This window comes from Mesorhizobium sp. M0833, from assembly GCF_040319905.1.
Taxonomy (GTDB): Bacteria; Pseudomonadota; Alphaproteobacteria; order Rhizobiales; family Rhizobiaceae; genus Mesorhizobium.
In genome coordinates this window covers 76,957-99,004 of sequence record NZ_JAMYOQ010000001.1, presented here as the reverse complement: position 1 = coordinate 99,004, position 22,048 = coordinate 76,957, and the positions used below count along the sequence as shown (strand labels likewise).

The 22,048-nt window shown below is 63.5% G+C and carries 21 protein-coding genes and 1 other RNA gene; 5 read left to right on the top strand and 17 right to left on the bottom strand.

The genetic code is table 11. The annotated features are described in order from the left end of the window. From NKH98_RS00455 to NKH98_RS00435, 5 genes are read right to left on the bottom strand one after another with little or no spacing between them, the layout of a single operon-like run. Positions 1-1,074, bottom strand: a complete 1,074-nt coding sequence (locus tag NKH98_RS00455) for an imelysin family protein (protein ID WP_352895844.1) — start codon at positions 1,072-1,074, stop codon at positions 1-3. Beyond that, positions 1,074-2,678, bottom strand: coding sequence for a di-heme oxidoreductase family protein (locus NKH98_RS00450; protein WP_352895841.1), 1,605 nt, complete (start codon positions 2,676-2,678; stop codon positions 1,074-1,076). The genes NKH98_RS00455 and NKH98_RS00450 overlap by 1 nt, the downstream gene beginning before the upstream one ends. 12 nt (positions 2,679-2,690) lie before the next feature. After that, positions 2,691-3,176 (bottom strand): bacterioferritin, encoded by a 486-nt coding sequence (gene bfr, locus NKH98_RS00445; protein WP_023676883.1) that lies wholly within the window; start codon positions 3,174-3,176, stop codon positions 2,691-2,693. Further along, on the bottom strand, positions 3,142-3,453 hold the full coding sequence (locus NKH98_RS00440; RefSeq protein WP_352506130.1) for a (2Fe-2S)-binding protein: 312 nt from the start codon (positions 3,451-3,453) through the stop codon (positions 3,142-3,144). Before NKH98_RS00440 ends, bfr begins: the two co-directional genes overlap by 35 nt. Positions 3,454-3,507: 54 nt before the next feature. After that, the gene (locus tag NKH98_RS00435; RefSeq protein WP_352896309.1) at positions 3,508-4,800 is read right to left on the bottom strand and encodes an imelysin family protein; all 1,293 of its coding nucleotides are present in this window, start codon (positions 4,798-4,800) and stop codon (positions 3,508-3,510) included. Positions 4,801-5,222: 422 nt separating this feature from the next. On the opposite strand from NKH98_RS00435, the gene NKH98_RS00430 reads away from it, so the two are divergent. Both NKH98_RS00430 and NKH98_RS00425 read left to right on the top strand, forming a co-directional pair. Then, positions 5,223-6,473, top strand: coding sequence for an NAD(P)/FAD-dependent oxidoreductase (locus NKH98_RS00430; RefSeq protein ID WP_352895838.1), 1,251 nt, complete (start codon positions 5,223-5,225; stop codon positions 6,471-6,473). Between the two features lie 122 nt (positions 6,474-6,595). After that, positions 6,596-7,198, top strand: a complete 603-nt coding sequence (locus NKH98_RS00425) for a sulfotransferase family protein (protein WP_352895835.1) — start codon at positions 6,596-6,598, stop codon at positions 7,196-7,198. A gap of 63 nt (positions 7,199-7,261) precedes the next feature. Here NKH98_RS00425 and NKH98_RS00420 read toward each other — a convergent pair whose 3' ends face one another. The 12 genes from NKH98_RS00420 to ffs all read right to left on the bottom strand — a co-directional run bounded on the left by NKH98_RS00420 (position 7,262) and on the right by ffs (position 19,935). Next, positions 7,262-8,539: a 4-aminobutyrate--2-oxoglutarate transaminase gene (locus tag NKH98_RS00420; protein ID WP_352895832.1), complete on the bottom strand. Its 1,278-nt coding sequence runs from the start codon at positions 8,537-8,539 to the stop codon at positions 7,262-7,264. Positions 8,540-8,683: 144 nt separating this feature from the next. Further along, positions 8,684-9,433: an ABC transporter ATP-binding protein gene (locus NKH98_RS00415; protein WP_352895830.1), complete on the bottom strand. Its 750-nt coding sequence runs from the start codon at positions 9,431-9,433 to the stop codon at positions 8,684-8,686. Then, on the bottom strand, positions 9,430-10,263 hold the full coding sequence (locus NKH98_RS00410) for an ABC transporter ATP-binding protein (protein WP_254816190.1): 834 nt from the start codon (positions 10,261-10,263) through the stop codon (positions 9,430-9,432). Before NKH98_RS00410 ends, NKH98_RS00415 begins: the two co-directional genes overlap by 4 nt. After that, on the bottom strand, positions 10,260-11,180 hold the full coding sequence (gene nikC, locus NKH98_RS00405; protein ID WP_254816191.1) for a nickel transporter permease: 921 nt from the start codon (positions 11,178-11,180) through the stop codon (positions 10,260-10,262). Before nikC ends, NKH98_RS00410 begins: the two co-directional genes overlap by 4 nt. Beyond that, the gene (locus NKH98_RS00400; RefSeq protein WP_352686841.1) at positions 11,177-12,244 is read right to left on the bottom strand and encodes an ABC transporter permease; all 1,068 of its coding nucleotides are present in this window, start codon (positions 12,242-12,244) and stop codon (positions 11,177-11,179) included. The genes nikC and NKH98_RS00400 overlap by 4 nt, the downstream gene beginning before the upstream one ends. 18 nt (positions 12,245-12,262) lie before the next feature. Next, on the bottom strand, positions 12,263-13,906 hold the full coding sequence (locus NKH98_RS00395; protein WP_352895827.1) for an ABC transporter substrate-binding protein: 1,644 nt from the start codon (positions 13,904-13,906) through the stop codon (positions 12,263-12,265). Between the two features lie 200 nt (positions 13,907-14,106). After that, the gene (locus NKH98_RS00390; RefSeq protein WP_502894178.1) at positions 14,107-15,429 is read right to left on the bottom strand and encodes a lytic murein transglycosylase; all 1,323 of its coding nucleotides are present in this window, start codon (positions 15,427-15,429) and stop codon (positions 14,107-14,109) included. Positions 15,430-15,446: 17 nt separating this feature from the next. Continuing rightward, entirely contained in the window at positions 15,447-16,052 is a 606-nt protein-coding gene (gene recR, locus NKH98_RS00385) for a recombination mediator RecR (RefSeq protein WP_352448580.1), read from the bottom strand. Between the two features lie 147 nt (positions 16,053-16,199). After that, positions 16,200-17,138 (bottom strand): cell wall hydrolase, encoded by a 939-nt coding sequence (locus NKH98_RS00380; RefSeq protein ID WP_352702361.1) that lies wholly within the window; start codon positions 17,136-17,138, stop codon positions 16,200-16,202. 420 nt (positions 17,139-17,558) lie between these two features. Further along, complete coding sequence (locus NKH98_RS00375; RefSeq protein WP_352895824.1) at positions 17,559-17,876, bottom strand: YbaB/EbfC family nucleoid-associated protein; 318 nt, start codon at positions 17,874-17,876, stop codon at positions 17,559-17,561. 31 nt (positions 17,877-17,907) lie between these two features. Further along, positions 17,908-19,734 carry a DNA polymerase III subunit gamma/tau gene (locus tag NKH98_RS00370; RefSeq protein WP_352895821.1) on the bottom strand — a complete coding sequence of 609 codons (1,827 nt, stop codon included), beginning with the start codon at positions 19,732-19,734 and terminating at the stop codon, positions 17,908-17,910. Between the two features lie 104 nt (positions 19,735-19,838). After that, positions 19,839-19,935, bottom strand: an RNA gene (gene ffs, locus NKH98_RS00365) — signal recognition particle sRNA small type. A gap of 360 nt (positions 19,936-20,295) precedes the next feature. Between ffs and NKH98_RS00360 the strand changes: the two genes are divergently transcribed. The 3 genes from NKH98_RS00360 to NKH98_RS00350 are packed head-to-tail and all read left to right on the top strand — an operon-like array spanning position 20,296 to position 22,023. Further along, positions 20,296-20,715: an HIT family protein gene (locus NKH98_RS00360; RefSeq protein WP_023676868.1), complete on the top strand. Its 420-nt coding sequence runs from the start codon at positions 20,296-20,298 to the stop codon at positions 20,713-20,715. Between the two features lie 38 nt (positions 20,716-20,753). After that, positions 20,754-21,695 (top strand): NAD(+) diphosphatase, encoded by a 942-nt coding sequence (gene nudC, locus NKH98_RS00355; protein WP_352895819.1) that lies wholly within the window; start codon positions 20,754-20,756, stop codon positions 21,693-21,695. Between the two features lie 25 nt (positions 21,696-21,720). Beyond that, a complete protein-coding gene (locus NKH98_RS00350) occupies positions 21,721-22,023 on the top strand; it encodes a Dabb family protein (protein ID WP_352805488.1) in 303 nt (100 codons plus the stop codon). The last annotated feature ends 25 nt before the right edge of the window (positions 22,024-22,048 follow it).

Sequence of the window (22,048 nt, the reverse complement as noted above, 5' to 3'; positions counted from 1 at the left end):
TCAGTCGCCATCCAGTGACGAGAACCCGGCGGTCAGGCCGAATTCGGCGGTCAGCCTGGTGCCGATCAGGGTCGTCAGGCTGGATGTCACCAGTGCGAAGTAGTCGAGCTTCTGGCGCAACGTCGGATCGGCTAGTGCCTGGTCAATCGGACCTCTGATCGCCTTGGCGGCCTCGATCCCGTTGGTGAATTGGATGTGGACCGATTCCGCCATCCAGCGTGCATCAGGCGGCAGCGCATCGCCAAGCTGGGAGGCTTGGAATAGTGCATCCATGCCCGCCAGATTGCCGGTCAGCGAGCGTGCGGTGTTCTGCGAGCGCCAATAAATCGCCTGTTTCGGTTTGTTGGCCTCCGGCTTGGCACCCAGGAAGCCTTTCAGGCGCACGTCGCGAACCATTTCCAACTCATTGATGAAGACGCCGACCAGTTCGGTCACCGCTTCAGTTCCGTCGTGATAGAGCGCGTTCTGCGGACCGGGATTGGCCCAGAGCGCGGCAAAGCCGTTAGGCTTGTTCCAGGCCTCGCCGACCTCGCCGGCAATCGTCTCGACATTGCCGGCAATGGCTGCACCATAGGCGCAGCGATAGGCGTCGCCCTTGCCGGCCAATTGACCGGCGCCATCGCCGTAGAGCACGAACTCCAATGCGCCGAGCCCTTGCATGGCGACACTCTTTGTCGCCAGTTGGGCCGGATCGGCGGCCGCCGGATCCTTGCCGGCCAGTGCTGCCTGCACCTGCTTCAGGCCGATGCTCTTGCGGTCCGGCCAAAACAGCATGCGCTCAAGCCGGTTGTTTTCGGTGATCGGCCCGAAACGGATGATTTCCACCACCGACCAGGCATCCACGACGCCTGAGAATTCGGCGCGTGCCGCATCGAGAGTATCTTGCGAAGGCGCCTGGCAAAGCGCGTGCATGGTCTTGGCCAAGCTGTCCGCGTGGTCATGCAGCCTGGCATAGGCCGGGCGGACGAAGCCGTCGATCGCCCGCTGGATCACATCCGAAGCGTTCACCGCGGCGGATGCCGGCAGCGCATCGGCGAGGACCAGCATCAGCGCGAGTGCAAGACGCTTCCGCATCAGAGCGACTCCAGAAACTTGATCAGCGCGGCGCGTTCGGCCGCATTGGCAGCGGCAAAGCGGTCACGCGCTTTCTGGCCCTCGCCGCCATGCCACAGGATTGCCTCGGCCAGGCTGCGTGCGCGCCCGTCATGCAGGAAGAAGGTGTTGCCGCTGACGGTCTGGGTGAGCCCGATGCCCCACAGCGGCGGCGTGCGCCATTCGCTTCCCGTGGCCTCGCCCACCGCCTGTCCGTCGGCAAGGCCGGGTCCCATGTCATGCAGCAGAAAATCGGAATAAGGCCAGATCAGTTGGAGGGCCTGCGCCTTGTTCGGGGTGCCGCGACGGGTGACGAATTTCGGCGTATGGCAGGAGATGCAGCCCATATCGTAGAACAGTTTTTTGCCGGCGAGCACGTCCGGTCTATCGAGATCGCGCCGAGCCGGCACGGCAAGGTTTTGCGAATAGAAGGTCACGAGGTCCATGACCGGCGGCGGCGCTTCGACCGGACCGAGGCGCTCCTGAACACCGTTGGGTAGGGCAAGGCAGGTCTTTTCTGCGGCGCTGCAATCGCCCCAGTGCCTCGGCACCTCAGGCGTCGAAATGCCGATATCGCCCGCAAAAGCGTCCGCCGATTGCTGACGGATCGAAGCCGCCTGCGCCTTCCAGCCGAAACGGCCGAGCGTCAGTTCACCGCTGCTGCCGTCGCGTATTATGTTGGGCCTGCCGGAAATCCCGTCACCATCGCGGTCGGTCGCATCGGCACGCGCAAGGATGTCGGCAGGAGCGATCTGCTCCACCAGGCCAAGGCCGATCATCGGCGGTGTCATGCGCGGCGACAGCGTGGTGTGCGGATCGAGCCGCCCGTAGGCGAGACCCTCGACCGAATAGCTCGGCTTGCGCAGCGACACGACGCTGCCGTCCGCCAGTTTTACTTTTTGCTCCTGATAATCGACATGCATCCTGCCTTCGCCCTGCAGGCCAGGAACGGCTAGCTCCTGAAGTTGTGTGCCATAGACCGGGTCGGGAAAGTTGAGCACCTTGTGATCGGCGAGCGCGGCTTTCTCCTCCTCGGTACTGGCTTCCCTTGCCAGGCGCAGGAACATCGAGGTGGTGCCGCTGTCGCCTTCGGGTGGATGGCCGCGGCCGTCCTTCAGATGACAGTTTTGGCAGGCGCGCTCGTTGAACAGCGGACCGAGCCCATCCGAGGCTTGTGTCGAGGATGGCGACGACACCCAGTTCTTGCGGAAAATGGCATTGCCGAGCTTGAAGGTACCCTCTTCCTCGAAGCCGATGTTGGCGGAGGATTGCGAGAAGGCATCCTTGTTGACGTCCTTCTTCGAGGTGCCGGCGCCGCCCTGCATCAATTCGAATTGCTCGGGCTTGGAGAAATCGCTGGTCGGCCTGGTGATCGCGATGACGCGCGCCAGATCCTTCGGCGTCAGATCGGTGCGGCTGGTGGCAAGCCCCGCCGGTTGCGGCGCTCCGGCCAGCGCCGAGGCTGTGAGCGTCGCCACCACGGCAAGAAAAGGGCCGCGAAGGATCCCGTATCGCGGCTTCTTCTGAGGCGGCAGGCCGCAACCTTCGGCCGGCAAGCGGCGCAAGCAATCTAGGGGGCGCCGCATTCCGGCATGTCCTTATTCCGCCTCGTCGGCCGACGCTGCGTTGAGTTGGCCGTACTTTTCCTCGCCGATGGAGGCGAGCAGGTCGAGTTGCGTCTCGAGGAAGTCGATGTGACCTTCCTCGTCAGCCAGCAATTCCTCGAACAGCTTCATCGTCACGTAGTCGCCTGCTTCGTTGCAAACCTCGCGCGAACGCTTGTAGGCGGTGCGCGCGTCATATTCGCCCGCAAGATCGGATTCGAGCACTTCCTTGACATTCTGCCCGATACGCAGCGGCGCCACGGACTGCAGGTTCGGATGGCCCTCAAGGAAGATGATGCGCGCCACGAGCCGGTCGGCATGGTGCATTTCTTCGATCGATTCAGCGCGTTCCTTCTTCGCCAGCTTGGCGTATCCCCAGTCCTCCAGCAGCCGGAAATGCACCCAATATTGATTGACCGCTCCAAGTTCCAGAAACAGAGCCTCGTTAAGCCGCTCTATGATCTGCTGTTCGCCTTTCATGGATTCTGCTCCCGTATTGGACGCGCAGGCCTCTGACGCGATCCAGGTGTGAAACGATGTCCACGCCGCTCGCCGCCGAGCGGGCGTGATAATTTTCGGTGACCCGAATGATCGTTTCGACCACATTTGGGAAGCAGCCGCAACAGCGACCGCGCTTGTGCATGGCATGGTAGACCTTCGCCGGCACGATCAGCTGCCAGGGGTCCTCATCCAGCAGTCCGACGATCGTCTGCTCTATCTCCTTTTCGGTGATGATGTTGCAATGGCAGATCAGCATTTGTCGCTCTGGCTAACGGCGCTCATTGCGCCGCGTGGCTGTTGGTTTCGAAGTTTACTGGAACACCTTGTCCGGTGAATCGAGGCTGTCCGAGCCCTCGAAGGCGATGGCATTGAGCTTCAGGGTGCCGACGGCGCGTTCGATCGACTTGGTCTGATCGACCAGCGCGTCGATCGCCGCCTGCACGGTGGCGTTGCCGTCAGCGTTACCCTCGGCGATCTGCTGGTCATAGGCCTCGCCGGCAAGCGCCCGCGCCTTGATGGCCTCCATCTTGGCGATGGTGACATCCAGTTTAGCCGACAATTCCTTGTCGATCGCCGGATCGGCCGCCTTGACCATGTCGGCCACCGACGGCCCCTCCACGACAGTGCCGTCAAGCCGCGTGTAGCTGCCGTGATAGGCGGCACGAATGCCGATCGCATCGTAGAGATGGGAGTTGTAGGTGTTGTCGGAGAAGCAATCGTGCTCCTCTTCCGGATCGTGCAGCAAAAGGCCGAGCTTCATCCGCTCGCCGGCGAGTTCGCCATAGGACAGCGAGCCCATGCCGGTGAAGATGGTCGAAATGGCGGCGTTCGGCTCGCCATCGACAAGGTTCTTGCGGGCGGCGCCGCCTTCCTTCCAGTCGTCGACCATATCCTTTAGATCGGAAACCAGAAGGTCGCTCGCCGATTTCAGGTACTGCGCCCGACGGTCGCAATTGCGGCCGGTGCAATTGGCGAGGTCGTAATCGGTGTAGGGCCGCTCGCCGGCGCCCGGACCGGTTCCGTGCAGGTCCTGACCCCAAAGCAGGAATTCGATGGCGTGATAGCCGGTCGCCACATTGGCCTCGATTCCGCCGGCCTCCTGCAGGGTGCCGGAAAGGAACTCCGGCGTCAGATTGGTGGCGTCGACCTTCTTGCCGTTGATCTCAATCGACTTGTTGGCGATCACATTGGCGGTGTAGAGCGCGTTGGCGTCCGACTCGGTGCCGTAGCTCTTGGCGACATAGTCGATCAAGCCCTCGTCGAGCGGCCAGGAGTTCACCTTGCCTTCCCAGTCGTCGACGATGGCATTGCCGAAGCGATAGACCTCGGTCTGCTGATAGGGAACGCGCGATGCCTTCCAGGCCTCGCGGGCGGCGTTCAGCGTCTCGGCCGATGGCTTGGCGAGCAGCGCAGCGACAGCCTTGTCGAGCGCCTCGGCCGTGATCAGCGAATCCTCGTATTTGGCGAGCGCGATGTCGGAATAGGCCTTGATGACCGCCTTGACATCGGTTTGTGCCTTGGCCGGCAGCACGAACACCGCCGCCGTGAGCATCGCGGTGGCGCCGATCGCCGCAAGCCTGCCGCCATACCGTGCCATGATCATCGTTCTCATGACTGTCTCTCCTCGGGAATCAATGAAATGCCGGCGCCGCGGCGGGCAGCTGCCAGCGGGCAAAGAAGGGTCGCGCCATCGCGCGGTTCGCGGAAGAAAGACACCGAAATGCCTCCAATCGAAAGGGTTCAAGGCCCAGACATCAAAGGGATGCGCTGACGCGCGAGCTTCCATAAAACGGCGAAGACACCGGATGTCAACTGGTGGCATAGAAAAAATTCAATTGAAACAACAGTTTAGAATTATTCTAAACTAGAACTGTCAACTTTAACACCGATGTATAGGGATGCCGGCGCAGGACGCGGTTGACAGGCGGCCGTTCCGGGTGCGACCCGGATCGGCGCTCTTGCGGCGGGACCAGACAATCGCCACCTGGCGGGACGTCCTAGATTTGGGTGAGGAATCGGGCTGTTATGAAGATCGGGGTCGTCATTGTCGGTGCGGGTCATGCGGGCGTGCAAGCGGCCGCCAGTCTGCGCGAAGAAGGCTATGACGGGCCGGTAATCCTGATCGGCGACGAAAACGAATTGCCCTACCACAAGCCGCCGCTGTCGAAGACCTTCATCAAGGATCAGCAAGCAAAACCGCAGCCGTTGCGCGGCGAGGCTTTTTATACCGGCAGCGCCATCGACTACCGGCCAGGCCTGCGGGTCGAGCGGATCGACGTCGCCGGCCGCCGGCTGGAGATATCAGGCGGCGTGCTGTCGTTCGACCGGCTGATCCTCGCCACCGGCGCGCGTCCGCGCCTGCTGCCGCTGCCGGGTTCGGAGCTTTCTGGCGTTCTGCCGCTGCGCTCGCTCAGCGATGCCCGCCTGATCCGCGAATTGAGCGCGCAAAGCGAGGAGGTCGTCATCCTCGGCGGCGGCTTCATCGGCCTGGAGATTGCCGCAACGCTCACCGCCGCCGGCCGCAAGGTTACGGTGGTCGAGGCGGTCGACCGGCTGCTCGGCCGCGCCGTGGCGCCGGTGATCGCCGGCCATGTACGCCAGCGGCTGGAGGCGACCGGTGTGCGCATCCTTACCGGCACCACCATCGAACGGCTGGAGGGAGAGAACGGTCGTGTTTCGGCTGCAATCACCTCATCTGGCGAAGGATTGCCGGCGCAGATGGTCGTCATCGGCATTGGCGTCGTGCCGAATGTCGAATTGGCCGAAGCCGCCGGCATTGCCATCGCCAACGGCATCCGCGTCGACCAGCAGATGCGCACGTCGGTGCCGGAAATCCTCGCCATCGGCGACGCGGCGTCCTACCGGCACTGGTTCACAGGCGGCGATGTGCGGCTGGAATCGGTGCAGAACGCCACCGACCAGGCGCGGCTCGCCGCACGCACCATTGCCGGCCACACCGACAATTACTCGGCGGTGCCTTGGTTCTGGTCCGATATCGGCGACATGAAGCTGCAGATGGTCGGCCTGATTGCGGGCGGCGACAGCCATATCGTGCTGGGCGACGTGGCCGAGAACAAATTCTCCATCTACCACTATGCCGGAAGCCGGCTGCTCGGCATCGAATCGGTCAACCGGCCCGGCGACCACATGCTTGGCCGTAAGATGCTCGGCGCCGGCTTTTCGCCGTCGCCGCAGATTGTCGCGACCGGGCCCGACGGGCTGAAGGCGGCGCTCGCCGCCTTCCAGGAAGAAGAGCCTGTCCGCGCTGCGGGATAAGATCAAACCCAATCACCCTGAATGACCTAGTCTAATTCGACCGGGAGCTGACCTTCAAAAGATATAGCGAAGTAGAGGAAACGGCGGTATTTTGACCAATTGAAATTCGTCGGGGGGTGCTCATGGCTTTATATGTCATTGGCGCAGGCATGGGTCGCACTGGCACATATTCGCTGAAGCTCGCGTTGGAGCATCTTGGGTTCGGGCCGTGTCATCACATGGCAGATGTCCACGCCAATCCCGAGCAGAAGACGCTGTGGCGCGCCGCCGGCCAGGGACAACTCCCGACCTGGGATGCGGCATATGCCGGCTATCTTTCCGCGGTCGATTGGCCAACGGCGTATTTTTGGCGCGAAGTGAGTGACCACTACCCTGATGCGAAGGTTATCCTGACAGTTCGTGACCCCGAAGCCTGGTACGACAGCATGGCGCAAACAATAGGGCTCACGATGGATGCTGCTACCAATGATCCACAGTCCTTTGGTGTGGCGGTGATTGGAAACACAGTCTTTGGCGGTCGATTTGATAACCGTGATCACGCAATCGCTGTCTATGAAGCACATAACGCTTCCGTGAAATCAACGCTGCCACCTGAACGCCTTCTTACTTATCAAGCCTCTGAAGGGTGGGAGCCGCTTTGTGCCTTTCTCGGTGTACAGTTGCCTTCCGAACCGTTTCCACGCACCAATTCGACTGCCGAATTTCGTGCTCGCATAGGGCGTTGAACGGCGGCTTGCCGCCTATCTCGGCCTTCGCCGCAGTTGAATCCCAGGCGATATCCTCGCCGCTCAGGCGGCGCGGGCGTCGCGGATCGAACTTTCCAGGATGTCAAGCGCCTCGTTCATGACGCCGTCCTGGATGGTGATCGGCGCGAGGAAGCGGATGACGTTGCCGTAGACGCCGCAGGTCAGCAGGATCAGACCCTTGTCGAGCGCCTTCAGCCGTACCGCATTGGCGAGTTCCGGCGACGGCAGGCCCTTCGTCACATCGTTGAACTCGACCGCGTTCATAAAGCCGGGGCCCCTGATATCGACGATCTCCGGCGCTTCGTCACGGATCGATTGCAGGCGCTGCTTCAGCCGGTTGCCCAGCGTGGTGGCGCGGTCGCAGAGCTTCTCTTCGTCGATAACGTCGAGCACGGCATGCGCCGCGGCGACGCCGATCGGGCTGCCGCCATAGGTGCCGCCGAGCCCGCCGGGGTTCGGCGCATCCATGATCTCGGCACGGCCGGTGACCGCCGCCAGCGGAAAGCCGCCGGCCAGGCTCTTGGCCATGGTGGTGATGTCGGCCGCCACCTCGTGGTGGTCCATGGCGAACATCTTGCCGGTGCGGGCAAAGCCGGTCTGCACCTCGTCGGCGATCAGCAGCATGCCGTGCTGGTCGCAGATCTTGCGCAATGCGGTCATGAAGTCGCGCGGCGCCTCGTAGAAGCCGCCCTCGCCCTGCACCGGCTCGACGATGATGGCGGCAACGCGGGCCGGATCGACGTCGGCCTTGAACAGCCGGTCGAGCGCCGCCAGCGAATCGGCGACCGACACGCCGTGCAGCGCAACCGGGAACGGCGCATGGAAGACATCCGCCGGCATGGCGCCGAAGCCGGCCTTGTAGGGCACGACCTTGCCGGTCAGTGCCATGCCCATGAAGGTGCGGCCGTGAAAGCCGCCGGAAAAAGCGATGACCGCCGGCCGGCCGGTGGCGTTACGGGCAATCTTGATAGCGTTCTCGACCGCCTCGGCGCCGGTGGTGACAAAAATCGTCTTCTTGTCGAACTTGCCGGGCAGCATGCCGTTCAGCCGTTCGGCCAGCCGGATATAGCTCTCGTAGGGCACGACCTGGTAGCAGGTATGGGTGAAGCGGTCGAGCTGCGCCTTGACCGCTTCGATGACCCTGGGGTGACGGTGGCCAGTGTTGACGACAGCGATACCGGACGAAAAATCGATATAGCGGCGGCCTTCGACGTCCCAGATTTCCGAGTTTTCGGCGCGATCGGCATAGATCTGAGTGGTCATGCCGACGCCGCGCGAAATCGACTGGTTCTTGCGTTCGGAAATGGCTGAATTTGTCATCGTATCCCTCACCGGACCGGCGCCCGCTCTCGTTTGATGGCTGTTGAGACTCTTTTGGGCTTGTTTCAGGTTTTCCTCAAGTTGGCACCGTCGCCCGGCGATTGGGCCTGTCGATGCCGATGTCGGCAACCGAAGGCCCGTCGCTCATGCCGTCCTGACAAACCCCTCGCTCGCCCTCAGCAGATTGCGCGTGTAGTCCTTGGTGACGCGGCGCTCGACGAGGTCGCCGGCGGTGAGGTGCTCGACCGCCTCGCCGTTCTGCATCACCATCAGCCGCTCGCACATATGGGTGATGATGGCGAGGTCGTGGCTGACCATCAGAAAGGTCAGCTTGCGCCGCCGCCGGATCTCCTCCAGCAGGTTCAGCACCTCCGCCTGCACCGAAGCGTCGAGCGCCGAGGTCGGCTCATCGAGCAGCAGGATCGACGGTTCGAGGATCAGGGCACGGGCGATTGCCACGCGCTGGCGCTGGCCGCCGGACAATTGATGCGAATAGCGAAAACGGAAGCCGGTGCCCAGGCCGACCTCGTCCAGCGCCCGCTGGATGCGCTTTTCGCCGTCAACAAAGCCGTGAATGGCGAGCGGCTCCTGCAGCAGGCGGTCGACGGTCTGGCGCGGGTGCAGCGAGCCGTACGGGTCCTGGAAGACCATCTGCACCTCGCGGTAGAACGCCTTGTCGCGGCGCGCGCCGAGCTGTTTGCCGTTGACGGCGATGGTGCCCGAAGCGGCCGGCGCCAGGCCGGCGATTGCCCTGAGTAACGTCGACTTGCCGGAGCCGGACTCGCCGACCAGGCCGAAGGATTCACCGGACTCGACTTCAAGGCTGACGCCCTTCAGCGCGCGAAAACGGTCGAAGACCACCTCCAGCCGGTCGACGGAAAGGGCTGCCGTCATGCCGCCCACTCCGGCTTGCGGTCGAGCACCGGCAGCGGGTGACGGTCGGCGCCGATCTTGGGCATGCAGTTGAGCAGGCCGCGCGTATAGGGATGCTGGGCACGGCCGAGCTCCGAGGCTTTGAGCTGTTCGACCACCTTGCCGGCATACATGACGATGACACGATCGCAGAAAGATGAGACCAAGCGCAGGTCGTGCGAGATGAAGATCAGCCCCATGCCGCGCTCGCTGACCAGCCGGTCGAGGATGCCGAGCACGTCGAGCTGCACGGTGACGTCGAGTGCCGAGGTCGGCTCGTCGGCGATCATCATCTCCGGCCCGGCGATCAGCATCATGGCGATCATGGCGCGCTGGCCCATGCCGCCGGAAACCTCGTGCGGATGCAGGTCGAAGACACGGGCCGGATCGCGGATCTGCACAGCCTCCAGCATGGCAAGCGCGCGGTCGCGGGCTTCGGCCTTGGAGACTTTCTCATGCGTGCGCAGTGTCTCGACGATCTGGCGGCCGATGCTCATCACCGGGTCGAGCGAATATTTCGGATCCTGCAGGATCATGGCGATACGCTTGCCACGCAGTGCGCGGCGCTCGCGCGGCGAGGCGGCCAGCAGGTCGATGCCGTCGAAAGCAAGCGTCTTTGCGGTCACCTCGGCCTGCGGCGGGGTGACGCCCATAATGGCGCGGCCGGTCTGCGACTTGCCCGAACCGCTCTCGCCGACGATGCCGAGCCGTTCGCGGCCGAGCGAGAAGGAAACGCCGCGCACTGCCTCGATCAGGCCGGTGCGCGTCGGGAAGGTTACGCGCAGGTCGTCGACTTCGAGAAGCGTGCTCATTGGTCACCGCTTCGCGGATCGAGCGCGTCGCGCAGGCCGTCGCCGAGCAGGTTGAAGCCGAGGCTGACGATGAGGATGGCAAAGCCCGGCGCGCCCGCCACCCACCACTGGTCGAGCACGAAGCGTCGGCCCGACGCGATCATCGCGCCCCATTCCGGCAGCGGCGGCTGCGCGCCGAGGCCGAGGAAGCCGAGGCCGGCGGCGGTCAGGATGATGCCGGCCATGTCGAGCGTCACCCTGATGATCAGCGAGGAGATGCAGAGCGGCATGATGTGGCGAAGCACGATGCGGAACGGCGAAGCGCCCATCAATTGCACCGCCTTGATGTAATCGGAATTGCGCACCGTCAGCGTTTCGGCGCGGGCAATGCGGGCATAGGGCGGCCACGAGGTGATGGCGATGGCGAGCACCGCGTTTTCGATGCCGGGGCCGAGCGCGGCGACAAAGGCCAGCGCCAGGATCAGCTTCGGAAAGGCGAGAAAGATGTCGGTGATGCGCATCAGGATCGCATCGGTCCAGCCGCCGGCATAGCCGGCAACGGTGCCGACCAGCAAGCCGATGGGCGCGGCGATGATGGCGACCAGAATGACGACATAGAGCGTCCAGCGCGAACCGAAGATGATGCGCGAATAAATATCGCGGCCGAGATCGTCGGTGCCGAACCAGTGCGCGGCACTTGGCGCCAGCAGCCGCGAGCCCTTGAGGTCGCCGAATGTCGGCGAATAGGGCGCCAGCACATCGGCGAAGGCCGCGACCACCAGCAGGGCGATGATGATGAGCAGGCCGACAAAGGCCAGCCGGTTGGCGGAAAAGCGCCGCCAGGCTACATAGGCGCGGCCGAGCCTTGCCTGCACGCGCGACGCCGGCCGCTCGCTGAGCAGCCAATCACGGCGGGTTTGAATCGCTTCTGCGCTCATCCTGCCTTGGTCCTTGGGTCGAGCAGCCGGTAGAGCAGGTCGGACAAAAGATTGATGCCGATGAAGACCGAGCCGATGATGATCGTGCCGCCAAGCACAGCATTCATGTCGGCGTTCTGCAGCGAGTTGGTGATGTAGAGGCCGATGCCCGGCCACGAAAACACCGTCTCGGTCAGCACCGAGCCTTCGAGCAGCCCGGCATAGGACAGAGCGATCACCGTAACCATCGGCACCGCGGCGTTGCGCAGCGCGTGACCCCAGATGATGCGCGTTTCCGACAGGCCCTTGGCGCGCGCCGCGACGATGTATTCCTGGGTGAGTTCGTTCAGCATGAAGGAGCGCGTCATGCGGCTGATGTAGGCTAGCGAGAAATAGCCGAGCAGCGAGGCAGGCAGGATGATGTGGCGGAAGGCATCGGCAAATACGTCCCACTGCCGCTGCCAGAGTGCATCCAGCAGGTAAAAGCCGGTAATCGGCGTGAAGGTGTATTCGTAGACGATATCGAGGCGGCCGGGAAAGGCGACCCATTGCAGCTTGGCGTAGAACAGCACCAGCGCCAGCAGCCCCAGCCAGAAGATCGGCACGGAATAGCCAACAAGACCGATGATGCGCACGATCTGGTCGATGATGCTGCCGCGCCGCACGGCCGCCAGCACACCAAGCGGCACGCCGATCACCGAACCGATCAGCGTCCCCAGTGTTGCCAGTTCAAGCGTCGCCGGAAAGGCGCGGCGGATGTCCGTCATCACCGGATTGGTGGTCAGCACCGAGGTGCCGAAATCACCGTTCAGGGCATGTTTGACATAGATGTAGAACTGCTCGACAAGCGGCAGGTCGAGGCCCATCTCGCGGCGCGTTCGTTCGACGACATTGGTCGGCGCCCGGTCGCCGAGCACCGCCAGCACTGGGTCGATCGGGATCACCCGGCCGATGAAGAAGGTCACCGCGAGCAGACCGAGATAAGTCGTTATCGCGATGACCAGGAACCGGGCGATCGATGAGGCAACGGCAACGGCGCGAGCGCTGCCGCGCCCCGCCGTCGTTTCCCTTTCAGCCAAGCTCATGCGGCGCGTCCGCCGACATCACTCCTTCGAAACCGGGCCGACGAAGTTGGTGTCGAAGCTCGGGCCGAGCGCAAAGCCCTTGAGGTTCTTGCGCAGGCCAGCCACTTCCAGCTGCTGGTGGATGATGACGAAAGGACTGGTATCGAGGATCTTCCTCTGAAGATCCTGGTACATTGCGGCGCGCTTGGCCGAATCCTTCTCGAGCAGGGCCGCTTCCGTCTGCTTGGTCAAGTCCGGAATGTCCCAAGCGTTGCGCCAGGCCAGGGTCTTGGTCTTGGCTTCATCCGAATTGTCCGGGTTGCTGGCAAAGGTCTGGGCATTGGAGTTCGGGTCGAAATAGTCCTGGCCCCACTGGCCGATATAGATGTCGTGGTTGCGGGCGCGGTATTTGGTCAGCGTCTGCTTGCCGTCGCCGGGGATGATCTCCAGCTTGATGCCGGCCTGTCCCAGCGTCTGCTGGATCGATTCCGCCATGCCGGTGGTCGGCTGGCCGGTGCGTACGTCCATGGTGACGTTGAAGCCGTCGGCGAGACCCGCCTTGGCGAGCAGGTCCTTGGCCTTGGCGACATCGAGCTTGAACGGGTTTTCGTCGAGAGCACCAAGGTCGCCCTTGGGCAGGAAGGTCTGGTGGATCTCGCCGATGCCCTTGAGGATGGTTGAGCTCAACGCGTCGTAGTCGACCAGATATTTGAAAGCCTGGCGGACCTCGGGCTTGGCGAGGTTCGGGTTCTTCTGGTTGAGGCTGATGTAAAAAACCGTGCCTTTCGGCGCGCTGGTGGTGGTGAGATCGGCGTTCTTGGCGATGGCGTCGAGATCGTTTGGCTCGAGATTGCGGGCGACGTCGATATCACCGGTTTCCAGCGCCAGGCGCTGGCCCGAGCTTTCCTTCATGTTGCGATAGATGACGCGGGCAAGCTTGGCCTTCTCGCCGTAGTAATTGTCGTTGCGCTCAAGGACGACAACTTCGTTGGCGCGCCATTCGCGCAGCTTGAAGGCACCGGAGCCGGCATAGCCGGTCTTCAGCCAGGCATTGCCGAAATCATTGTCCCATTTGTAGTCGGCGCTCGGCGTGACCGCCGCGACATGCTCCTTGACCAGCTTGGCGTCGACGACCGAGGCGACCGTCGCCGACAGGCAGTTCAGCACGAAGCTCGGCGCATAGGCCTTGTCGACGGTGAACTGGAACGTCGTGTCATCAACGGCCTTGGCCTTCTCGGTGACGTTGCCGCCGTCGATGCCGAACTGGCCGATGATGAAGGCCGGGCTCTTGTCGAGCTTGATGGCGCGCTCGAACGAATAGGCGACGTCCGCCGCTGTGATCGGATTGCCGGAGGCGAATTTGAGGCCGGGCTTGAGCTTGAACGTGTAGGTCAGGCCGTCGTCGGAGACGCTCCAGCTTTCGGCGAGATCGCCTTTGACCTTCGAGGTGTCGCTGAGGTCGAGGCGCACCAGGAGATCGTAGGTGTTGCCGGTGACTTCGGCGGTAGACAATTCGAATGCCTCGCCCGGATCCATGGAGATAATGTCGTCGATGGCGAAACCCTCGACCAGCGTGTCGGCGGGCGTGACCGCGAAGGCAGGCGCACCGGCCAGAAGCAGCGCGGACATGGCGGCACCCGCAAGCAAGAAGCGGGTGCGTAGAGCAAACTTTTCCATCATCATTTCAACTGTTCCCTGTTTTTGTTGACCTGAGTTCCCGGCTCAGGGTTGTGGCATTTCTTGCCGCGTCGAACGGTGATCCCCGGACCGTCGTATTGGCAATTTTTGTGCGGTTCCAGCTCACCATATCCGGCGGTTTCGAGCGCGGCAACGAGCATTTGCAGAACGGTCGATTGGGCCAGACCGGCGGTGCGAAAATCCGGCTATTTCAGCGCGGTAACCAGGTCGGGGTCGGGAAAGCAGGTAGCGGAACGGCCGTTGCTGGCCTGCCATTTGCCGATCGAGCGGCGCGTCTTGAAGCCAGGCAGGCCGTCGGCGCTGCCGACATCGTAGCCCTTGGCTTCCAGCGCCCGCTGCAGGGCGGCGATGTCGGAGCGGTAGAGCCCGCCGACCGCGCCCCAATTGCTTGAGAAATTGCTGTCGCCATGGGCGATGCGATCGGCGCCATGGCCGATGAACAGGGCATAGAGATCGCTGGTGTTATACTGCTTCAGCACGTAGAAATTGGGGGTCACGATGAAGGCCGGGCCGCTACGCCCGGCCGGCATCAAAAGAAAGCCCTCGGCTTTCAGTTCGCTCGCCGGGAACGGTTTACCCGACACACGCCTGATGCCCATATCAGCCCATTGGAAAATCTTCTTGCCCTGGTCCGGACCTTCGAGCGAGCACGAGACGCTTTCCGGCACCGTCACCTCGAAGCCCCAGCCGCGGCCCCTGACCCAGCCATAATGCACGAGATAATTGGCGATCGATGCCAGTATGTCGGGCGTCGAATTCCAGATGTCGGTGTGGCCGTCGCCGTCGAAATCGACGGCATGCTTGAGGAACGACGTCGGCATGAACTGCGGCTGGCCGAGCGCGCCGGCCCAGGACGATTTCATCGCACCGACCGGGGCAAGCCCGCGCTCGACGATCTCCAGCGCCGCCAAGAGCTCGGTGCGGAAGAATTCCTTCTTGGTCGACATGAACGCCTTGGTGCCCAGCACCTCGAAGGCGTCAAAAGGCAGCTTCGCTGCGCCGAAGCCGCTCTCGCGGCCCCAGATCGCCAGCAGCACTTCGCCAGGCACGCCGTAGCGTTTCTCGATCGCTGCAAGGGTCCTAGCGTTGGCCGCCTCGCGGGTGCGGCCACCGGCGGTCACCGCACGGACGATCCTTTCGGCGAAATAGGCGCCGGGCGAACCGAACTCGGCCTGATGCTGTTTCCGCGGCGTCACCGCCTTCTCGCCCGGCTTTACCAGGTCGGGCAGCTTGAGGTTCGGCTTGACGCCGTCGAAGGCGGCATCGAAGGTTTTTCTGGAGATGCCTTTGGCGCTGGCTTCGGGCCAGAGGTCGTTGCCAAGCCAGGCGCGGAACTGGTCGTCGATCTTTGCCGCGGAGGCGGGGGTGGCGAGGATGAGGGCAAAGAGGACTGCAAGAAGAAACGCGACGGCTATTTTGCGAAAACAGCGATCCGTCCCACCCCCCTCTGTCCTGCAGAGGGGGGTGGGACGGAGTGCCAGCCTTAAAGAATGCTTAGCAACCATCATCCTCCCCGCAACTCGCCTCAAAACACCGTCCGCGAGCGCAGTGCCGCGGCGAGCGTGCCTTCGTCGAGATAGTCGAGTTCGCCGCCGACCGGAACACCGTGCGCCAGGCGCGTCACCTTGATGTCGAAGCCGGAAAGCTGGTCGGTGAGGTAGTGCGCGGTAGTCTGGCCCTCGACCGTAGCGTTGACGGCGAGGATCACTTCCTTGACCTCGCCGCCGGCGACGCGATCGACCAGCGAACGGATGTTGAGCTCATCGGGACCAATGCCGTCGAGCGGCGACAGCGTACCGCCGAGCACATGATAACGCACGTTCATCGCGGTCGCCCGCTCCAGCGCCCAAAGGTCGGCCACGTCCTCGACAACGATGAGCGTGGTGGGGTCGCGGCGCGGGTCGGTGCAGATCATGCATGGATCGGAGGTGTCGACATTGCCGCAGGTCGAGCAGATGCGCACCTTGTCGACGGCCTCGCCCATGGCAGCGGCAAGCGGCGCCAGCAGTTGCTCCTTCTTCTTGATGAGGTGGAGCGCGGCGCGCCGTGCCGAACGCGGGCCAAGCCCCGGCACCTTGGCCAGCAGCTGGATCAGGCGTTCGATCTCGGGACCGGCGATTCGCTTCGACATCGCACCGGTTTAGGATTTTTCAACGGGTTTTGGAACAGCGCTGAGGCGTGCTGTTCAGCCTGCAAAGAGGCAATCGCCCGGCGTTGCGCCGCCCCTCATTGCCCTGCCGGGCATTTCTCCCCGTACAACGCGCCGACGCCGGCCGCCTCAGTTTTCCTCCAGCGGCCGGGTCTGGCCGGCGATCATCGCGCCGATGGCGTCGGTGTTCTCGGGCGTCGTCTCGAACGACATTGTCGGCTCTGCCGGCGCCGCCTGGAATGATGTGACCGGCCGGGGGTTCACGGTTCCACCGAAACGGGCCGCGTCCGGTTCCTGCATTGGCTCTTGCAGCGCCACAAGGATTGGCTTCTCCGGTGCCGCCCTCGCCGCGGTCGCCATTCCTGCAGTCACCCTTGTCTGCCTTGCTGGCTGCGATGCGGCGGCGGTAACATAGGTTGCCTTGGCGAATGTCGGCTTGACCTCGCGAGCCGGCTCCGCCGAAGCGACAAGTATGGCCTGAGCGGCAGGCGCTTGCGGCTTGGCCTGGGCCATGGCGACCACCGGTTCGTCCGGCAGCGGCTGCCAGTTGCGGCCGCGCTTTTCATAAAAGGCATTGCCGCCGGCGACCATGGTGTAGTGCATGTTCTTGTAGGGGAAGCGCAGCCCGGCGGTGTGGAAATACATGGTGTTCTTCAACTTGGCTTTGCGCTCGCCCTTGAGCACCGCCTCGGCGGCCTCCTCGACGTCGGGCATCGCCTTCGAATTCATCGGCCGTGTCATGACGCCCGGCGCGAACTGCCCGCGCTCGCCAACCACTTCGCAGATGGTGCTGCCGTGCTTGCCGGACCGCAGCCGGTTCATCACCACGGTGCCGACCGCAATCATGCCGTCACGGCTCGACCGGTTGGACTCGAAGAACATCGCCCGCTCCAGGCATTCCTTCTCCTTCGGCGTGGAATTGTAGGAGCGCGAGCTCAGGAAACCCGGCGTAATGGCATCGGTCAGGCTGGACATGCCGTGCGAGGCGGTCTGACTGCAAGCGGCCAAAAACAGCGGCGAGACAACGACGCCGAGCCGCAACGGCGTCTTCCATCGGGTAGAGATCAACAGGCGTCCCCTCATTCTGCTGCCAGCCCGCCCCTGGTTGCGGCAAGAATGAGACACTTTCAGGCAAAAAGATGGCTAAAGCGTTATTAAGTGTGGGGCGTTGCCCAATAGACACAGCTGGCGGGCGAAGAGCGTTGGATCGCTGCCCTCTTCGGTCAGGTGCCGGCATGGTTCCAAGGATTCATGCCGTGACCTTGGAGCGCCGCAATCTCCGCAAGAGGGCTTGCCCAAGCCTGGAGAGATTGGTTCAGTCGACGCGGTAACTGTAAACACAGCTCGAGGTGCGCTGAGATTCAGGTCAGGCCGAGCCGAAAATGGCGGCTTCCGAGAACCGGAGCGGAGCGTACGTTTCGTACGTGAGCACCGGAAGCGCAGGAAGCCGCCGTTTGCAGGCCGGCATCACCTGAATATCAACACACCTTAGAACGGCAGCTTCATTCCCGGCGGCAGTCCCGCGGTCAGCGCCTTGGTCTTCTCCTGCATGATCTGCTCGACCTTGGTCCTGGCGTCGTTGTGGGCAGCGAGGAGCAGGTCCTCGAGAATCTCGACCTCGTCCTCCTTGAACAGCGCCGGGTCGATCTTCAGCGACTTCATCTCGAATTTGCCGGTCAGCGTCACGCTGACCAGGCCGCCGCCGGCCTGTCCGGTGGCTTCCAGCGTGGCAATCTCATCCTGCATGGCCTGGAACTTGGCCTGCATTTCCTTTGCCTTGCCCATCAGGCCGAGAAGATCTTTCATCGCACGGTCCTTTGCAGTTGGTGCTGGTTGTTCAGGTTTCGTCGTCGTCGGCCGGCGGCTCGACCGGCACTTCGGCCTCTGCCGCATCGGCTTCCGGCGCGTCGGGAATGCGCACGTCGATGATCTTGGCGCCGGGAAAGCGCGCAAGGATGGCAGCGACCGTCGGGTCGCTCTTGGCATCGAGGAAGGCGTTTTCGCGCTTTGTCGATTCCATCTCGGCCAGCGTCTGGCCGCCCTCCTCCTTCGACAGCGACACCAGCCAGCTGCGGCCCGTCCAGGCGCGCAGCTTGGCGGTCAAATCGTTGAGCAGCATCTTCGGCGCATCGTCGGTCAGGCTGACGTCGATACGGCCGGGCTCGATGCGCACCAGGCGCACGCAACGCTTCACCAGCACCTTGAAGGCCATGTCGCGCTGGGCGTCGGCAAGGGCGACAATATCGGCCAGCGATTTCACCGGCACCGGCGGCGCCTCGACCACCGGCTCCGGCGGAGCAACGAAGTTGGTCGGCACGGGCTCGGCCTCGACCAGGCGCATCGTCTGCGCGCCGCCATTGGCCGTCGGCATCCGCGTCTGCGCCACGGCACCGGCACCACCGCTCGCAGGCGCATGGTTTGCGGGGCCGGGGCTTGCCGGCGCGCCATTCACGCGCGGCGCGGCGCCCGGCGGCGAAACGCCGTTCTCCAACGATTTCAGCGCCTCGTCCAGCGTCGGCAGGTCGGCGGCATGCGCCAGCCGGATCAGCACCATCTCGGCGGCGCTGACCGGGCGGTTGGAGGTCTGCACCTCGGGAATGCCTTTCAAGAGCATCTGCCATGTCCGCGACAGCACCTTGACCGACAGCGTGCTGGCGAAATCGGCGCCGCGCCGGCGCTCGTCCTCGGACAGCGAGGCGTCGTCGATGGCAGCCGGCACGAAACGCAGACGGGTGACCAGATGGTTGAACTCGGCAAGGTCGGTCAGCACCGCGGCAGGATCGGCGCCGGTATCGTACTGGGCACGGAATTCGGCAAGCGCGGCGGCGACGTCGCCCTTCATGACATGCTCGAACAGGTCGACGATGCGGGCGCGGTCGGCAAGGCCGAGCATGGCGCGCACCGCTTCGGCGCTGACCGCGCCGCCGCCATGGGCGATCGCCTGGTCAAGGATGGACTGCGCATCGCGCATGGAGCCTTCGGCCGCGCGCGCGATCATCGCCAGCGCGTCGTCTTCAACTTCGATGCCCTCCAGACCGGCTATCCTGGCAAGGTCGGCCTTGATCATTGCCGCATCGATGCGCCTGAGGTCGAAACGCTGGCAGCGCGACAGGACGGTGATCGGCACCTTGCGGATTTCGGTGGTGGCGAAGATGAACTTGACGTGCGGCGGCGGCTCTTCCAGCGTCTTCAGCAGGCCGTTAAAGGCCTGGTTGGAAAGCATGTGCACTTCGTCGATGATGTAGACCTTGTAGCGCGCCGACACCGGGGCGTAGCGCACACGCTCGATGATGTCCCTGATGTCGTCGATGCCGGTATGCGAGGCGGCGTCCATCTCGATGACGTCGACATGCCGGCCTTCCATGATCGCCTGGCAATGCTCGCCGAGCACGGCAAGGTCGACGGAAGGCTGGTCGACCGTCGGTGTTTTGTAGTTCAGGGCCCGGGCGAGTATGCGCGCGGTCGTGGTCTTGCCGACGCCGCGCACGCCGGTCAGCATCCAGGCTTGGGCGATGCGGCCGGTGGCAAAGGCATTGGTCAAGGTGCGGACCATCGGCTCCTGGCCGATCAGCTCGGAGAAATTCGACGGTCGGTATTTGCGCGCCAGCACGCGGTAGGCGGCAGGCTTGTCCAATTTCCCGGCCTCGTTTCCGGCTTCGCTCATTCGCCCGTTAAGCTCCAAGGGCTGCCACTGGAGGCGGCCGATTCCTGCGCATAGTTTCGCCCGCACGGCTTGGCGCCGTCAATGTCGGGGCAAAAGGCGAAGAGGCGGGAGGCTGGAACAATGACCCGTTCCGGGCTCGTTAGGGCTGCTTCCTTCCGGACCTGACCCGGTTGGCGAGTGGACCGTCCACCACCAACCTCCCAGCCTCCATATCGGCAATCCGGCGATGAAATGCAAGTGCGGATGATAGGGGGCCTTGAGCGACGGCGAAAGCTGAAACCAAAAACCCGCCTCGGCGGGCGGGTCGTTGGTGCGAATAATCACAGTAGCGGGATTAGTAGCATAGCTGCCGGCACAAAGCAAGAACAAAATGTGGCCACGATCAAAATCGTCGATCTCGGCGGGGCAGCGCCAACCTGATGCAATTTGCCCGGGCCTTCACTTCTTCGCGCACAATCAGCGCCGCGACGGCCAATGTTGCTTGCTGCCCCTTGCGGCCCTTCGGAAGCCGCTCTAGCGTCGATAGAGTTCAAAAAACGTCCAAAAGTGAGGGAAACGCCGATGCTGCCGGGCCTCAAGGCCGGATTCACGCTTGACGCCCAGCTGGAAGCCGACAGCGAACAGCTGATGTGGCTCGGCCTGTGCGAATTGCGCGTCATGAACGACCGCCGCTGGCCATGGCTGCTGCTGGTGCCGCAGCGGCCGGGCATCGAGGAAATCCACGATATGACGCCGCTCGACCAGGCGATGCTGACCTTCGAGACCAATATGGTGGCGCTGGCGCTGAAGCGGGTGACCGGCTGCACCAAGATCAACACCGGCGCACTCGGCAACATCGTGCGCCAGTTGCATGTACACGTCATTGCGCGCTCGGAAGGCGATCCCGGCTGGCCCGGCCCGGTGTGGGGGCACGGCCTGCGCGAGCCCTATCAGCGCTCCGACCTCCGCAAGTTTGCGGAAAAGATCAAGGCAGCGCTATAAGCCTCCCCCGTGTCCATCTTGAACCTTCCCGAGTCTGCATGAGCTTTCGCCTGTTTGACGCGCCCTTGCGCGAGCCGAGCCAGTTCGTCGGCTTCGCCGGCAACATTATCGACCGGCAGTCCGAAAACCGCGCCGACGATTCCGTCGAAAAGGCGCTCGCCGATCCCTCGGCGCGGCTTTTGCTGATGCGTGGCGGCCGGCTCTATCTGAAGCTTGCGCAAGGCGCATTCGACCCCTGGTTCGGCGTGGCCGAATGCCGGCCGCTCGAAGCATCGCTCGAAAACGGCGTGCTGCTCGGTTTTTCCGAAAGCGGCCCGGTGCTGGCGGTGCCGGCCGGAGTCGAGCCCGAGCAGCTCCCCGAGACGATCAAGGCCATCGACTATCGCTCGGTCTATATGCAGGGGTTGATCGACGAAGCGGCCGCCGGCGCGCTGGCGCAAGGGGCGGCGCTGCTTGCCTGGCATGCCAGCCATCGCTTCTGCAGCAAATGCGGCACCGAAGCCGAGATGCGGGCGGGCGGTTACAAGCGGCATTGCCCGACCTGCGGGACGGAGCACTTTCCGCGCACCGACCCGGTGGCGATCATGCTGACGGCAACACGCGAAAAATGCCTGCTCGGCCGCGGCCGGCATTTCGGGCCCGGCATGTATTCGGCGCTCGCCGGTTTCATCGAACCGGGCGAGACGATCGAGGCGGCGGTGCGCCGCGAAACGCTGGAGGAAGCCGGCATTCGGCTAGGCCGCGTCGTCTACCACGCCAGCCAGCCCTGGCCGTTTCCCTATTCGCTGATGATCGGCTGCTTCGGCGAACCGCTCAACGACGATATCCACCCCGACTTCAACGAGCTGGAAGATTGCCGCTGGTTCTTTCGCGACGAGGTGCTCTCGATGCTGGCCCGCGAGCATCCGGGCGGCCTGGTGACACCGCCGAAGGGGGCGATCGCCTACAACCTCATCCGCGCCTGGGCCGACAGCGCGTGACACGAAGACATCGCAGGAGCAAAAAATGATCCGTCACACCGTCGTGTTCACGCTAAAGCACCCGCCGCATTCGCTCGAGGAAAAAAGGTTCCTCGCCGACGCCAAGACGATCCTCACGGCGATAAAGGGCGTCACGCATTTCGAGCAGTTGCGGCAGGTCAGCCCCAAGAACGACTACCGCTTCGGCTTCTCGATGGAGTTCGCCGATCAGCGGGCTTACTCCGGCTACAACGACCATCCCGACCACGTCGCCTTCGTCCGCGACCGCTGGATCCCGGAGGTCGAGGCGTTTATGGAGATCGACTACGTGCCGCTCGGCTGGGCCTGAGACTGGAAAGCGACGCTCTAAAAAA

Coding starts and splice junctions, on each gene's coding strand:
- NKH98_RS00425 (WP_352895835.1), top strand. CDS start 6,596: ATGGCTTTATATGTCATTGGCGCAGGCATGGGTCGCACTGGCACATAT.
- NKH98_RS00430 (WP_352895838.1), top strand. CDS start 5,223: ATGAAGATCGGGGTCGTCATTGTCGGTGCGGGTCATGCGGGCGTGCAA.
- NKH98_RS00415 (WP_352895830.1), bottom strand. CDS start 9,433: ATGACGGCAGCCCTTTCCGTCGACCGGCTGGAGGTGGTCTTCGACCGT.
- NKH98_RS00450 (WP_352895841.1), bottom strand. CDS start 2,678: ATGCGGCGCCCCCTAGATTGCTTGCGCCGCTTGCCGGCCGAAGGTTGC.
- NKH98_RS00395 (WP_352895827.1), bottom strand. CDS start 13,906: ATGATGATGGAAAAGTTTGCTCTACGCACCCGCTTCTTGCTTGCGGGT.
- nikC (WP_254816191.1), bottom strand. CDS start 11,180: ATGAGCGCAGAAGCGATTCAAACCCGCCGTGATTGGCTGCTCAGCGAG.
- nudC (WP_352895819.1), top strand. CDS start 20,754: ATGAGCTTTCGCCTGTTTGACGCGCCCTTGCGCGAGCCGAGCCAGTTC.
- NKH98_RS00375 (WP_352895824.1), bottom strand. CDS start 17,876: ATGAAAGATCTTCTCGGCCTGATGGGCAAGGCAAAGGAAATGCAGGCC.
- recR (WP_352448580.1), bottom strand. CDS start 16,052: ATGTCGAAGCGAATCGCCGGTCCCGAGATCGAACGCCTGATCCAGCTG.
- NKH98_RS00410 (WP_254816190.1), bottom strand. CDS start 10,263: ATGAGCACGCTTCTCGAAGTCGACGACCTGCGCGTAACCTTCCCGACG.
- NKH98_RS00440 (WP_352506130.1), bottom strand. CDS start 3,453: ATGCTGATCTGCCATTGCAACATCATCACCGAAAAGGAGATAGAGCAG.
- NKH98_RS00360 (WP_023676868.1), top strand. CDS start 20,296: ATGCTGCCGGGCCTCAAGGCCGGATTCACGCTTGACGCCCAGCTGGAA.
- NKH98_RS00420 (WP_352895832.1), bottom strand. CDS start 8,539: ATGACAAATTCAGCCATTTCCGAACGCAAGAACCAGTCGATTTCGCGC.
- NKH98_RS00435 (WP_352896309.1), bottom strand. CDS start 4,800: ATGATCATGGCACGGTATGGCGGCAGGCTTGCGGCGATCGGCGCCACC.
- bfr (WP_023676883.1), bottom strand. CDS start 3,176: ATGAAAGGCGAACAGCAGATCATAGAGCGGCTTAACGAGGCTCTGTTT.
- NKH98_RS00350 (WP_352805488.1), top strand. CDS start 21,721: ATGATCCGTCACACCGTCGTGTTCACGCTAAAGCACCCGCCGCATTCG.
- NKH98_RS00400 (WP_352686841.1), bottom strand. CDS start 12,244: ATGAGCTTGGCTGAAAGGGAAACGACGGCGGGGCGCGGCAGCGCTCGC.
- NKH98_RS00390 (WP_502894178.1), bottom strand. CDS start 15,429: ATGATGGTTGCTAAGCATTCTTTAAGGCTGGCACTCCGTCCCACCCCC.
- NKH98_RS00455 (WP_352895844.1), bottom strand. CDS start 1,074: ATGCGGAAGCGTCTTGCACTCGCGCTGATGCTGGTCCTCGCCGATGCG.
- NKH98_RS00370 (WP_352895821.1), bottom strand. CDS start 19,734: ATGAGCGAAGCCGGAAACGAGGCCGGGAAATTGGACAAGCCTGCCGCC.